11 protein-coding genes are annotated in these 13,617 nt (G+C 71.8%); all 11 read left to right on the plus strand.

Annotated elements, in window-relative coordinates:
• Positions 1–3: 3 nt before the first annotated feature.
• Positions 4–795, plus strand: a complete 792-nt coding sequence (locus AVW11_RS12335) for a hypothetical protein (RefSeq protein WP_060180286.1) — start codon at positions 4–6, stop codon at positions 793–795.
• A 395-nt stretch (positions 796–1,190) separates the two neighbouring features.
• Positions 1,191–3,227 carry an excinuclease ABC subunit UvrC gene (uvrC, locus tag AVW11_RS12340; RefSeq protein ID WP_076043998.1) on the plus strand — a complete coding sequence of 679 codons (2,037 nt, stop codon included), beginning with the start codon at positions 1,191–1,193 and terminating at the stop codon, positions 3,225–3,227.
• A complete protein-coding gene (gene rapZ / locus AVW11_RS12345; RefSeq protein ID WP_030766667.1) occupies positions 3,224–4,171 on the plus strand; it encodes an RNase adapter RapZ in 948 nt (315 codons plus the stop codon). Before uvrC ends, rapZ begins: the two co-directional genes overlap by 4 nt.
• Complete coding sequence (locus AVW11_RS12350) at positions 4,168–5,223, plus strand: gluconeogenesis factor YvcK family protein (protein WP_060180272.1); 1,056 nt, start codon at positions 4,168–4,170, stop codon at positions 5,221–5,223. Before rapZ ends, AVW11_RS12350 begins: the two co-directional genes overlap by 4 nt.
• Positions 5,214–6,209 carry a DNA-binding protein WhiA gene (gene whiA / locus AVW11_RS12355; protein WP_030009075.1) on the plus strand — a complete coding sequence of 332 codons (996 nt, stop codon included), beginning with the start codon at positions 5,214–5,216 and terminating at the stop codon, positions 6,207–6,209. The genes AVW11_RS12350 and whiA overlap by 10 nt, the downstream gene beginning before the upstream one ends.
• 150 nt (positions 6,210–6,359) lie before the next feature.
• The gene (locus tag AVW11_RS12360; RefSeq protein ID WP_060180271.1) at positions 6,360–9,320 is read left to right on the plus strand and encodes a M14 family metallopeptidase; all 2,961 of its coding nucleotides are present in this window, start codon (positions 6,360–6,362) and stop codon (positions 9,318–9,320) included.
• A gap of 232 nt (positions 9,321–9,552) precedes the next feature.
• On the plus strand, positions 9,553–10,557 hold the full coding sequence (gene gap, locus AVW11_RS12365; RefSeq protein ID WP_030846288.1) for a type I glyceraldehyde-3-phosphate dehydrogenase: 1,005 nt from the start codon (positions 9,553–9,555) through the stop codon (positions 10,555–10,557).
• A gap of 127 nt (positions 10,558–10,684) precedes the next feature.
• Positions 10,685–11,896: a phosphoglycerate kinase gene (locus AVW11_RS12370; protein WP_060180270.1), complete on the plus strand. Its 1,212-nt coding sequence runs from the start codon at positions 10,685–10,687 to the stop codon at positions 11,894–11,896.
• 6 nt (positions 11,897–11,902) lie between these two features.
• Positions 11,903–12,679 (plus strand): triose-phosphate isomerase, encoded by a 777-nt coding sequence (gene tpiA / locus AVW11_RS12375; protein WP_076043999.1) that lies wholly within the window; start codon positions 11,903–11,905, stop codon positions 12,677–12,679.
• A 130-nt stretch (positions 12,680–12,809) separates the two neighbouring features.
• On the plus strand, positions 12,810–13,040 hold the full coding sequence (gene secG / locus AVW11_RS12380) for a preprotein translocase subunit SecG (RefSeq protein WP_030831296.1): 231 nt from the start codon (positions 12,810–12,812) through the stop codon (positions 13,038–13,040).
• Positions 13,041–13,221: 181 nt separating this feature from the next.
• On the plus strand, positions 13,222–13,557 hold the full coding sequence (locus AVW11_RS12385) for an RNA polymerase-binding protein RbpA (RefSeq protein WP_010352468.1): 336 nt from the start codon (positions 13,222–13,224) through the stop codon (positions 13,555–13,557).
• The last annotated feature ends 60 nt before the right edge of the window (positions 13,558–13,617 follow it).

A 13,617-nucleotide genomic window follows, 5' to 3' on the forward strand; every position in this document is an offset into this window, starting at 1 on the left:
GCCATGACCCTGCGCGCCTCGGCCGCCGCGGCCGTCCTCGCCGCCACCGCCCTCCTCGGGCTCGCCCCGCGGGCCGCCGCCGCGGCCCCCGAGCCGCAGCCCCAGGCGGCCACCGCCGAGAACAGGGCGGCCGCCGCGCAGGCGGCGACCGCCCCCGACACCCTGGCCACGCTCTCCCGGTTCTTCGCCCGGGAGGGCAGGGTCGCCGCCGCCGCCGCGCAGCCCCGTATCGAGGGCGAGGCGATACCGGTCAACCACCTCTCCCCGGACTTCGTCGCGGGCCGGGCGGGTGCGTCCGTCGCCCGCCTGGAGTTCCTCGCCAGCAAGGCGGTCTCCTCCGACGGGCAGCAGGCCGCCCTGTGGACCGCCCGGACGAAGACGGGCTGGCAGGTCGTGAACATCGCCACCGGCGACGACGAATTCCGCTACGCACGACTGGGCGCCGCGAAACTGCCCGGCGGGACCGTGTTCCGGGAACCGCAGATCGACGCCTGGTACGTCGCCGGCGGCGACCGGGTGCTGCCGCTGGACGAGGACGCCGTACGCGCCGTGGGCGCCGCGGGCACGACGCTCGGCGCCTACCGGGCGCGGGTGGTCGGGGCCTACGGGGACAAGCTCCCCGGCTCCCCGTACGCCGGGCGCGGCGCGGCCGGCGGCTTCGCCGAACCCGAAGGCTCGGACTCCGGCCCGGGCACCGCCCCCGGGGTGCTGCCGGCCGGGGCCGGAGCCGGGGTGCTCGCGCTGGCCGGGGCCGGGGTGCTGCTGCGGCGGTCCCGGCGCCGGGCCGCGCCCTAGCCGCCGCACCCGTCGGGCTCGGCCGGCGCCGGAGGCCGGGCCCCGCGGGCAGCTCTCCCCGCCCCGCACTCCGCCGTCTCCCCGGGCTCCGCCCCGGGCTCCGCCCCGGGCTCCGCCCCGGGCTCCGCCCCGGGCTCCGCCCCTCACACGCCGGCGGGGCCGGTCTTCACGCCCCGCCGGCGCTTGAGGGGCGGCCGCGGCGGCACAGCCGGACACGTACGGCCCGTCGGCGGGGCAGAGCGAGGCGGAACCCGCGAGAGCCGGGCGGCGGGCGGTCGCACGGCCCGCCCGCGGTCCGGGAGGCCTCCGGGGCACCGGCGGACGCCGGATCCGCCTACCGCGCCGGGGCCCGGGACGGCGGGGCGTTGTCGGCGCGCGCCAGTAGGGTGGTTGGCATGGCCGACCCTTCCAGCTACCGCCCCCAGCCGGGGCAGATCCCCGACTCCCCGGGCGTCTACCGGTTCCGCGACGAGCACCGCCGGGTGATCTACGTCGGGAAGGCCAAGAGCCTGCGCCAGCGCCTGGCCAACTACTTCCAGGACGTCGCCGGCCTGCACCCCCGTACCGCCACCATGGTGACCACGGCCGCGTCCGTGGAGTGGACCGTGGTCTCCACCGAGGTCGAGGCGCTCCAGCTGGAGTACTCCTGGATCAAGGAGTACGACCCCCGGTTCAACGTGAAGTACCGGGACGACAAGAGCTACCCCTCCCTCGCCGTCACCCTGAACGAGGAGTACCCCCGGGTCCAGGTCATGCGGGGGCCCAAGAAGAAGGGCGTGCGGTACTTCGGCCCGTACGCCCACGCCTGGGCGATCCGCGAGACCGTCGACCTGATGCTGCGGGTCTTCCCGGTCCGGACCTGCTCCGCCGGGGTGTTCAAGCGCTCCGCCCAGATCGGCCGGCCCTGCCTCCTCGGCTACATCGGCAAGTGCTCCGCGCCCTGCGTCGGCCGGGTCACCCCCGAGGAGCACCGCGAACTGGCCGAGGACTTCTGCGACTTCATGGCCGGCCGCACCGGTGCCTACCTCTCCCGGCTGGAGAAGGAGATGCACATCGCGGCCGAGGACATGGAGTACGAGAAGGCCGCCAGGCTGCGCGACGACATCGGGGCCCTGCGCCGGGCCATGGAGAAGAACGCCGTGGTGCTCGCCGACGCCACCGACGCCGACCTGATCGCCGTCGCCGAGGACGAGCTCGAAGCCGCCGTGCAGATCTTCCACGTCCGCGGCGGCCGCGTCCGCGGACAGCGCGGCTGGGTCACCGACAAGGTCGAGGCGGTCGACACGGCCGGACTGGTCGAGCACGCCCTCCAGCAGCTCTACGGCGAGGAGAAGGGCGAGTCCGTCCCCAAGGAGGTGCTGGTCCCCGCGCTCCCCGACGACACGCCCGCGCTGGCCCAGTGGCTCGCCGAGCGGCGGGGTTCCCAGGTCAGCCTGCGGATACCGCAGCGCGGCGACAAGAAGGCCCTCATGGAGACCGTCCACCGCAACGCGCAGCAGTCCCTCGCCCTGCACAAGACCAAGCGCGCCGGCGACCTCACCACCCGTTCCCGGGCCCTGGAGGAGATCGCCGAGGCCCTGGAGCTGGACGGCGCACCGCTGCGCATCGAGTGCTTCGACATCTCCCACCTCCAGGGGGACGACGTCGTCGCGTCCATGGTCGTCTTCGAGGACGGCCTGGCCCGCAAGAGCGAGTACCGGCGCTTCCAGATCAAAGGCCGTGTCGGAGACACGCAGGTCTGGCACGGCGAGGGGCAGGACGACGTCCGGTCCATGCACGAGGTGGTCTCCCGGCGCTTCCGCCGCTACCTCCTGGAGAAGTCCAGGACGGGGGAGTGGGACCCCCAGGACGGCGAGGACGGGCCCCCCGAGGACGACGGCAAGCCCAAGCGCTTCGCCTACCCGCCGCAGCTCGTCGTGGTCGACGGCGGACGGCCCCAGGTGGCCGCCGCCCGCCGTGCCCTGGACGAGCTCGGCATCGACGACGTCGCCGTGTGCGGCCTCGCCAAGCGGCTGGAGGAGGTCTGGCTGCCCGGCGAGGACGACCCGGTCGTCCTGCCGCGCACCAGCGAGGGCCTCTACCTGCTCCAGCGGGTGCGTGACGAAGCCCACCGCTTCGCCATCCAGTACCAGCGCAGCAAGCGCGGCAAGCGCCTGAAGGCGGGGCCGCTGGACGAGGTGCCCGGCCTCGGCGAGAGCCGCAAGCTGGCCCTGGTGAAGCACTTCGGTTCGGTGAAGAAGCTGAGACAGGCGACAATCGACCAGATCTGCGAGGTCCCGGGCATAGGACGGAAGACGGCCGAAACCGTGGCCGCGGCCCTCGCCGGGGCGGTCCCCGCCGGTCCTGCCGTCAACACGGCCACAGGAGAGATCATTGAGGATGAGAACCCCGCGCCAGCGGGAGCATCGTCCGAACGGGGGACCGAGCAATGACCGAGCACGAGACCACGCACGACCGAGACGGAGCACAGGTGAGTACGGGCACGACAGTGGAGCCCGGCGAGACCGCCGAGGCGGCCATCCCCGAGCTGGTGATCATCTCCGGCATGTCCGGGGCCGGCCGCAGCACGGCGGCCAAGTGTCTGGAGGACCTCGGCTGGTTCGTCGTCGACAACCTCCCGCCGGCGCTGATCCCGACGATGGTGGAGCTCGGCGCCCGCTCCCAGGGCAACGTGGCCCGCATCGCGGTCGTCGTCGACGTCCGCGGCCGGCAGTTCTTCGACGCGCTGCGCGAGTCCCTCGCCGACCTCGACCACAAGGGCGTCACGCGCCGCATCGTCTTCCTGGAGTCCTCCGACGACGCGCTGGTCCGCCGCTTCGAGTCGGTCCGCCGCCCGCACCCGCTCCAGGGCGACGGCCGCATCACCGACGGCATCGCCGCAGAGCGCGACCTGCTGCGCGAGCTGCGCGGCGACGCCGACCTGGTGATCGACACCTCCAGCCTGAACGTGCACGAGCTGCGCGCCAAGATGGACGCCCAGTTCGCCGGGGACGAGGAGCCCGAGCTGCGGGCCACCGTGATGTCCTTCGGCTACAAGTACGGCCTCCCCGTCGACGCCGACCTCGTCGTCGACTGCCGCTTCATCCCCAACCCCCACTGGGTCCCGGAGCTGCGCCCCTTCACCGGGCTCAACGAGGAGGTCTCGGGGTACGTCTTCAGCCAGCCCGGCGCCAAGGAATTCCTCGACCGCTACACCGAACTGCTCCAGCTCATCGCCACCGGCTACCGCCGCGAGGGCAAGCGGTACGTGACCATCGCCGTCGGCTGCACGGGCGGCAAGCACCGCAGCGTGGCCATGTCCGAGAAGCTCGCCGCCCGCCTCGCCTCCGAGGGAGTCGAGACCGTCGTCGTCCACAGGGACATGGGGCGCGAGTGACCGCACGGACCCCGCGGCTGAGCCGCCTGCGCCGCCTCACCCCGGGACGGGGAGACGACGGCGCGGGCCGCTCCGGCCGCCGGAGGGGCGCCACGCCCAAGGTGGTCGCGCTCGGCGGCGGACAGGGCCTGTCGGCCTCCCTCGCAGCCCTGCGCCGGATCACCGGTGACCTCACCGCCGTGGTCACCGTCGCCGACGACGGCGGCTCCAGCGGCCGGCTCCGGGAGGAGCTCGACGTGCTGCCGCCCGGCGACCTGCGCAAGGCGCTGGCAGCGCTGTGCGGGGACGACGACTGGGGCCAGACGTGGGCCCGGGTCATCCAGCACCGCTTCCAGTCCGAGGGCGACCTGCACGGGCACGCCGTCGGCAACCTGCTGATCGTCGCCCTGTGGGAACAGCTCGGCGACCCCGTCCAGGCCCTCGACCTGGTGGGCCGGCTGCTGGGCGCACAGGGGCGGGTGCTGCCGATGTCGGCGGTGCCGCTGGAGCTCCAGGCCCTGGTCAGGGGCCACGACCCGGCCCGGCCCGAGGACGTCGACACCGTCCGCGGGCAGGCCACCGTGGCCCTGACCCCGGGCGAGGTGCTCTCCGTACAGGTCGTGCCGAGCGCCCCGCCGGCCGTGCCGGAGGCCGTCGCGGCGGTGCTGGACGCCGACTGGGTGGTGCTGGGCCCGGGCTCGTGGTTCTCCTCCGTGATCCCGCACCTGCTGGTGCCGGAACTGCTGGACGCGCTCGTCGAGACCAAGGCCCGGCGGGTCCTGTCGCTGAACCTCGCGCCGCAGCCCGGCGAAACAGAGGGCTTCTCTCCGCAGCGTCATTTGGAGGTTTTGGCCCGACACGCCCCTAAACTCGCCCTGGACGTGGTGCTGGCCGACGAGGCCGCCGTGCCCGACCGCGAGTCCCTTGCCGATGCCGCGAAACGGTTCGGTGCCGCGGTCGAGCTGGCGCCCGTGGCCAGGCAGGACGGCTCGCCGAAGCACGACCCGGAGCTGCTGGCCGCCGCGTACGACCGTATTTTTCGGATGCATGGAAGGATCGGCCCATGGCGATGACGCCTGCGGTGAAGGACGAGATCTCCCGCCTGCCCGTCACCCGGACCTGCTGCAGGAAGGCGGAGGTCTCGGCGATCCTTCGGTTCGCGGGCGGGCTGCACCTGGTGAGCGGCCGCATCGTCATCGAGGCGGAGCTGGACACCGGGATCGCCGCCAGACGTCTGCGCAAGGACATCCTGGAGATCTTCGGGCACTCCTCGGACCTCGTGGTGATGGCGCCCGGCGGACTGCGCCGCGGCAGCCGCTACGTGGTCCGTGTGGTGGCCGGCGGTGACCAGCTGGCACGCCAGACGGGCCTCGTGGACGGCCGCGGACGCCCCATCCGGGGTCTTCCCCCGCAGGTGGTCTCCGGAGCCACCTGCGATGCCGAGGCGGCGTGGCGCGGCGCCTTCCTGGCCCACGGCTCGCTCACCGAACCGGGCCGGTCCTCCTCCCTGGAGGTCACCTGCCCCGGCCCGGAGGCCGCCCTGGCCCTGGTGGGCGCCGCCCGCAGGCTCTCCATCGCCGCGAAGGCGCGCGAGGTGCGCGGAGTGGACCGGGTCGTGGTCCGCGACGGCGACGCCATCGGCGCCCTGCTGACCCGCCTCGGCGCGCACGAGTCGGTGCTGGCCTGGGAGGAGCGGCGGATGCGGCGCGAGGTGCGCGCCACCGCCAACCGCCTCGCCAACTTCGACGACGCCAACCTGCGCCGCTCGGCGCGGGCCGCCGTGGCCGCCGGCGCCCGCGTACAGCGCGCGCTGGAGATCCTCGGCGAGGAGGTCCCCGAGCACCTCGCCGCCGCCGGCCGGCTGCGCATGGAGCACAAGCAGGCCTCCCTGGAGGAGCTGGGCGCCCTCGCCGACCCGCCGCTGACCAAGGACGCGGTCGCCGGCCGCATCCGGCGCCTGCTGGCGATGGCCGACAAGCGGGCCCAGGACCTCGGCATCCCCGGCACCGAGTCGAACCTCGACCTCAGCGAGGAGATGGCCGACAACATGGCCGGATGACTGCGCCGGGTGGGAGACCGCCTACGGCAGAAGGGGCTCGTGCGATCACTCGTGCGGGCCCCTTCGCGGTATGCCCCATTGACATGAGCATGGGCCGGTCTTGAGTCTGGCGTCCGAACCTTTCGTGGCAGCCGACGCCCAGGGGGGCACATGAGTCACCGCGCGAGAGTCGTCCTCGCCGCAAGCGCACTCGTTCTCGGAACCACACTCGCCGCGCTGCCCGCGGCGGCCCAGGACCGGCCCGGCACCGCCGGCGCGGCCGGCACCGAGGAGGTGCGGGTCTACGACGCCGACATCACCAAGGAACAGGTGCCGCTCGTCCTCGCCGCCGGCCAGGACGCCCACGAGCTCACCGAACGCGCCCCGGAGACCGGGACCGCCCGGGTCGAGCTCTTCCTCACCGCGGCCCAGGCCGGCGAGCTCGCGGCCCAGGGCGTCCGGCTCGCCGAGCGCAAGATCCCCGCCCAGGGCCTGGCCCGGGCCAAGGCCGCCGGCGACGGCGTGTTCCGCCCGTACAGCGGCAAGGGCGGCCTCCAGGAGGAGATCCTGCGCACGGCCGGGGAGAACCCGGAGCTCACCAAGGTCGTCTCCATCGGCAGGACCGTCCAGGGCAAGGACATCCTCGCGCTCAAGGTCAGCAAGAACGCGAAGAAGACCAGGGACGGCTCCAAACCCTCCGTGCTGTACATGTCCAACCAGCACGCCCGCGAGTGGATCACCCCCGAGATGACCCGGCGGCTGATGCACCACACCCTCGACCACTACGGCAAGGACCAGCGGATCACGAAGCTGGTGGACTCCAGCGAGCTGTGGTTCCTGCTCAGCGCCAACCCCGACGGCTACGACCACACCCACGCCGCCGAGAGCCAGCGGCTGTGGCGCAAGAACCTGCGCGACAACAACGGCGACGGGAGGATCACCACCGGCGACGGGGTCGACCTCAACCGCAACTTCGCCTACAAGTGGGGCTACGACAACGAGGGCTCCTCGCCGAACCAGGCCGGCGAGACCTACCGCGGCCCCAAGGCCTCCTCCGAGCCCGAGACCGTCGCCCTCGACGCCTTCCAGAAGCGCATCGGCTTCGAGTACGCCGTCAACTACCACTCCGCCGCCGAGCTGATCCTCTACGGCGTCGGCTGGCAGGTGGCCACCCCCACCCCGGACGACGTCGCCTACAAGGCGCTCGCCGGCACCCCCGAGAACCCGGCGGTCCCGGGCTACTACCCGCAGGTGTCCTCGGAGCTCTACACCACCAACGGCGAGGCCGACGGCCACGGCGCCAACGTCAACGGCATCATGATGTTCACGCCGGAGATGACCACCTGCCAGACCGCCTCCGCGAGCGACCCGAACGACCGGTGGAGGCCCGAGGACTGCGCCTCCGGCTTCAACTTCCCGGACGACGAGAAGCTCATCCAGGAGGAGTTCGCCAAGAACGTCCCCTTCGCCCTCGCGGTCGGCGAGAGCGCCGCGCACCCGGACCGCCCGGCGTCCCCGGTCGGCCTGAGCGCGGCCGACTTCACCCTCGACGCCTTCACCACCTCCTACGCGGCCCGCGGTCAGGACCAGGAGGTCGCCGTCACGGCCCGCAAGGCCCTGAAGGACAAGGAGCTCAACTACCGCATCAACGGCGGCCGCACGCACGACGAGGACCTCGAGGCCTGGAAGGGCGGCGACGTCTACGGCGGCGAGGACAACAACTGGTTCGACGAGTACCGGGCCGAGGTCGAGGGCGCGAAGCCCGGCGACAAGGTCGAGGTCTGGTTCACCGGCCGCGACCGCTCCGGCAAGCGGGTCTCCAGCGAGCACTTCACGTACACGGTGGCCGAGCGGCCGCGCGCCGACGTGCTGGTGGTCGCCGAGGAGGGCGCCGCCGCCCAGCACGCCCAGAAGTACGTCGACGCGCTGCGCGCCAACGGCCGGTCCGCCGCGGTCTGGGACGTCGCCGTCCAAGGCGTCCCGCACCACCTGGGTGTCCTCTCCCACTTCGGTACGGCCGTCCACTACACGGGCGCCAAGTCGCCCGGCGGCGACACGCAGTTGGCGGTGCGCGACTTCCTCAACGAGGGCGGCCGGCTGATCGAGGCCGGCGAGCTGGCGGGCGGCAACGCCCAGGTCGGCCGCGCCGTGACCAACGACTTCAGCCAGTACTGGCTGGGCGCCTACGGCCGCAGCAGCACCCCCGGCGCCACCGGCTTCGCCGGCACCGGAGCCCTCCAGGGTGCGCAGGGAGGCCTGGGTGACGCCGCGGGCAACCCGCTCAACGCCCCCGGCTCCTACACCGTGACCTCCGAGACCCTGGCGCCCGCGCAGTTCCCGCAGTTCTCCAGCGCGCAGGCGGGCCGGTACACCGGCGTCACGAACCCGTACGCCCCCTACGCCGGCACGGGGATGGCCTCGGCGCTCCACACCGACAACGACTGGAAGCGGCTCGTCCGCACCCTCGACCTCACCGGGGTGACCGCCGCCGACCAGCCGAAGCTGAAGCTCGCCCTCAACTGGAACACCGAGGAGGGCTACGACCACGCCGCACTGGAGGCCCGCAGCGCCGGCGGCGACGACTGGACCATGCTGCCGGAGGAGGGCGGGCTGAGCAGCTCGGCCGTCCCGGAGGAGTGCGCGGCCGGGTTCTTCATCAACGGCCACCCGTTCCTGCGCCGCTACCTCACCCTGGACGGCGGCGGCTGCAGCCCGCAGGGCACCAGCGGCCGGTGGAACACCTTCACCGGGTCCTCCGGCGGCTGGAAGCAGGTCTCCTTCGACCTGAGCGCCTACGCGGGCCGTTCCGTCGAGCTCTCGCTCTCCTCCATCACCGACCCGGGTTCGGGCGGACGCGGCGTCTTCGCGGACGAGGCGCGGCTGTCGACCGCCGGCGGGGAACAGGCCGTCGAGGGGTTCGAGACCTCCCTCGGCGCGTGGGCGGCCCAGGGCGCGCCCGCCGGAAGCCCCGACGTCGCGGGCGACTGGTCCCGCACCGGCGAGCTCTTCCGCTCCTACGCCTCGGTGACCACGCGTGACACCGTCCTTCTGGGCTTCGGCCTGGAACACCTGCCCGCGGCGGCGGACCGCGCCCTACTCGTCGGTAAGGCACTCCGCTCGCTCAACCGCTGATCAGCGCCACCCTCGACGCTCACCCAGAGTGACCGGGGTCAAGGTCCCCGGGGCCCGCGCCGGTACGTCCCGAGCGGGCCCCGCAGGGGATACCCCGGCGAAGTGGGGGGAGTGTCAGCCCTCGACCGATGTCACCCAAAAGCTCACGGAGAGGTAGGGTCGTAAGCGGTCGGGGACATCCCATTTCAGCTCGCCGGCGCTCTCACCGGCGCACCAACGAGGAGATCGGTTCGTGACGATCCGCGTAGGCATCAACGGTTTTGGCCGCATCGGCCGCAACTACTTCCGGGCCCTCCTGGAGCAGGGAGCGGACATCGAGATCGTCGGTGTCAACGACCTGACTGACAACGCCACCCTGGTGCACCTTCTCAAGTACGACACCATTCTGGGCCGCCTCAAGGCCGACGTGTCCCACACCGACGACACCATCACCGTCGGCGGCAACACCTTCAAGACCTTCGCCGAGCGCGACCCCGCGAACCTCCCCTGGGGCGAACTGGGCGCCGACATCGTCATCGAGTCGACCGGCATCTTCACGAAGAAGGCCGACGCCGCCAAGCACCTCGCGGCCGGCGCGAAGAAGGTCCTCATCTCGGCTCCGGCCAAGGACGAGGACATCACGATCGTGATGGGCGTCAACCAGGACAAGTACGACGCGGCCAACCACCACGTCATCTCCAACGCGTCCTGCACCACGAACTGCGTGGCGCCGATGGCGAAGGTCCTCGACGAGAACTTCGGCATCGTCAAGGGCATGATGACGACGGTCCACGCGTACACCAACGACCAGCGCATCCTGGACTTCCCGCACTCGGACCTGCGCCGCGCCCGCGCCGCCGCCGAGAACATCATCCCGACCTCCACCGGTGCCGCCAAGGCCACCGCACTGGTCCTCCCGCAGCTCAAGGGCAAGCTGGACGGCATCGCCATGCGCGTCCCGGTCCCGACCGGCTCGGTCACCGACCTCGTGCTGGAACTCGACCGCGAGGTCACCAAGGACGAGATCAACGCCGCCTTCCAGAAGGCCTCGGAGGGCCAGCTGAAGGGCATCCTCGACTACACCGAGGACGCGATCGTCTCCTCCGACATCGTGAACTGGCCGGCGTCCTGCACCTTCGACTCCTCCCTGACCATGGTCCAGGGCAAGCAGGTCAAGGTCGTCGGCTGGTACGACAACGAGTGGGGATACTCCAACCGCCTCGTGGACCTGACGGTCTTCGTCGGCGGCCAGCTCTGAGTTTCCCGGGCTGACACCACGATGTGAAGCACAGGGTCCGGGCCGCGCGACGATGCGCAGTCCGGACCCTGTAGCTTGCCAGTCGTTCTTCGCCCCCGACACGGGCGCCCAAAGGAGTCAGAAACACATGAAGACGATCGACGAACTGCTCGCCGAAGGCGTCAAGGGCAAGCGGGTCTTCGTCCGCGCGGACCTCAACGTCCCGCTCGCCGAGGGCACCATCACCGACGACGGCCGCATCCGCGCCGTCCAGCCCACGATCGCGAAGCTCGCCGAGGCCGGCGCCCGCGTCATCGTGGCCTCGCACCTCGGCCGCCCCAAGGGCGCCCCGGACCCGGCCTTCTCGCTCGCGCCGGCCGCCGCGCGCCTCGGTGAACTGCTCGGCGCGGACGTCGCGTTCGCCACCGACACCGTGGGTTCCTCCGCCAAGGAGACCGTCGCCGCCCTCACCGACGGCAAGGTGGCCGTCATCGAGAACCTCCGCTTCAACGCCGGCGAGACCTCCAAGGACGACGCCGAGCGCGGCGCCTTCGCCGACCAGCTGGCGGAGCTCGCCGACGTCTACGTCGGCGACGGCTTCGGCGCCGTCCACCGCAAGCACGCCTCGGTCTTCGACCTGCCCAAGCGGCTCCCGCACGCGGCCGGGCAGCTCATCGCCACCGAGGTCGGCGTCCTGAAGAAGCTGACGGACGAGGTCAAGCGGCCCTACGTCGTGGTCCTCGGCGGCGCCAAGGTCTCCGACAAGCTCGCCGTCATCGACGAGCTGCTCGGCAAGGCCGACCGCCTCCTGATCGGCGGCGGCATGGCCTACACCTTCCTCTACGCCAAGGGCTACGAGGTCGGCATCTCCCTGCTCCAGAAGGACCAGGTCGAAAAGGTCAAGGAGTACATGGCCCGGGCCGAGTCCACCGGCGTCGAGCTCGTCCTGCCGGTCGACATCCTGGCCTCGACGGACTTCCCCGACCTCAAGGGCAAGACCCCGGCCGAGTACACCACCGTCGACGCGGACAAGATCCCCGCCGACAAGGAGGGTCTGGACATCGGTCCCAAGACCCGCGAGCTGTACGCCTCGAAGATCGCCGACGCGGCGACCGTGTTCTGGAACGGTCCCCTGGGCGTCTTCGAGCACCCCGACTACGCCGGAGGCACCCGCGCGATCGCGCAGGCCCTCGTCGACAGTGACGCCTTCACCGTCGTCGGCGGCGGCGACAGCGCCGCCGCGGTCCGCACGCTGGGCTTCGACGAGAACGCTTTCGGCCACATTTCGACCGGTGGCGGCGCCTCCCTCGAGTACCTCGAGGGCAAGACGCTCCCCGGCCTCGCCGCCCTGGAGGGCTGAACCCGCATGACCACCCGCACCCCGCTCATGGCGGGCAACTGGAAGATGAACCTCAACCACCTCGAGGCCATCGCCCACGTCCAGAAGCTCGCCTTCGCGCTCGCCGACAAGGACTACGACGCCGTCGAGGTCGCGGTCCTGCCGCCCTTCGTCGACCTGCGCTCCGTCCAGACCCTGGTCGACGGCGACAAGCTGAAGATCAAGTACGGCGCCCAGGACATCTCCGCGCACGACTCCGGCGCCTACACCGGCGAGATCTCCGGCCCGATGCTGTCGAAGCTCAAGTGCACGTACGTGGCCGTCGGCCACAGCGAGCGCCGCCAGTACCACGGCGAGACCGACGAGATCTGCAACGCCAAGGTCAAGGCCGCCTTCAAGCACGGGATCACCCCGATCCTGTGCGTCGGCGAGGGCCTGGACGTCCGCAAGGCCGGCCGGCAGGTCCCGTACACGCTCGCCCAGCTCGACGGCGGCCTGAAGGACGTCCCGGCCGAGCAGGTCGAGTCCATCGTGATCGCCTACGAGCCCGTCTGGGCCATCGGGACCGGCGAGGTCGCCACCCCCGAGGACGCCCAGGAGGTCTGCGGGGCCATCCGCGGCCGCCTCGCGGAGCTGTACTCGCAGGAGCTGGCCGACAAGGTCCGCATCCAGTACGGCGGCTCCGTGAAGTCCGGGAACATCGCGGCGATCATGGCCCAGCCCGACGTCGACGGCGCCCTGGTCGGCGGCGCGGCGCTCGACGCGGACGAGTTCGTCAAGATCGTCCGCTTCCGCGACCAGTGAGTATGCGGTAGGGCCGATCCGTCGTACCCTTGCGGGGGCCAGGGGCTGGACCACCAGCCGCTGGCCCCCGCGCACATCCCGCAAAGCCGGAAAGCCTGAAAAAGCCAGAAAGTAGGAATCAGCCGTGATTATGGGGTTCTCGATCGCCCTGATCGTCTTCAGCGCCCTGCTGATGCTGCTCGTGCTGATGCACAAGGGCAAGGGCGGCGGCCTCTCCGACATGTTCGGCGGCGGCATGCAGTCGTCGGTCGGCGGCTCCTCCGTCGCGGAGCGGAACCTGGACCGCATCACCGTCGTGGTGGGCCTGCTCTGGTTCGCGTGCATCGTCGCGCTCGGCCTGGTGATGAAGTCGGGCAGCTGACCGTTCTCGCCATTCCGGCAGTCCGGTCGGCATCGCCCGACCTATGATGAGGCTGGCGTCCGCGACGTGGAATCAGTAACTCCGCTCGCTGGACGTGCGTTGGGCCTTACGTAGACTTGGGCGCTCCGCGGCGGAAATTCCACTCATACTCCGCGGCACCATCACGCAGGGAGTTACGACCGTGGCAAGTGGCAACGCGATCCGTGGTAGCCGGGTCGGAGCGGGGCCGATGGGTGAGGCGGAGCGCGGCGAGTCCGCGCCCCGCCTGCGCATCTCCTTCTGGTGCTCGAACGGGCACGAGACGCAGCCGAGCTTCGCCAGCGACGCGCAGGTGCCGGACACCTGGGACTGCCCGCGCTGCGGGTTCCCGGCCGGCCAGGACCGGGACAACCCGCCCGCGCCGCCGCGCACCGAGCCCTACAAGACGCACCTGGCGTACGTGCGCGAACGGCGCTCGGACGCCGACGGCGAGGCGATCCTCGCCGAGGCGCTCGCCAAGCTCCGGGGCGAGATCTGATACCGCCCGGCGAATGTGACGTGAGGCCCGGCCCCGCAGGAATCTCTCCTGCGGGGCCGG

Origin of the sequence: Streptomyces amritsarensis (assembly GCF_001953875.1) — a bacterium.
Classification (GTDB): Bacteria; Actinomycetota; Actinomycetes; order Streptomycetales; family Streptomycetaceae; genus Streptomyces; species Streptomyces amritsarensis.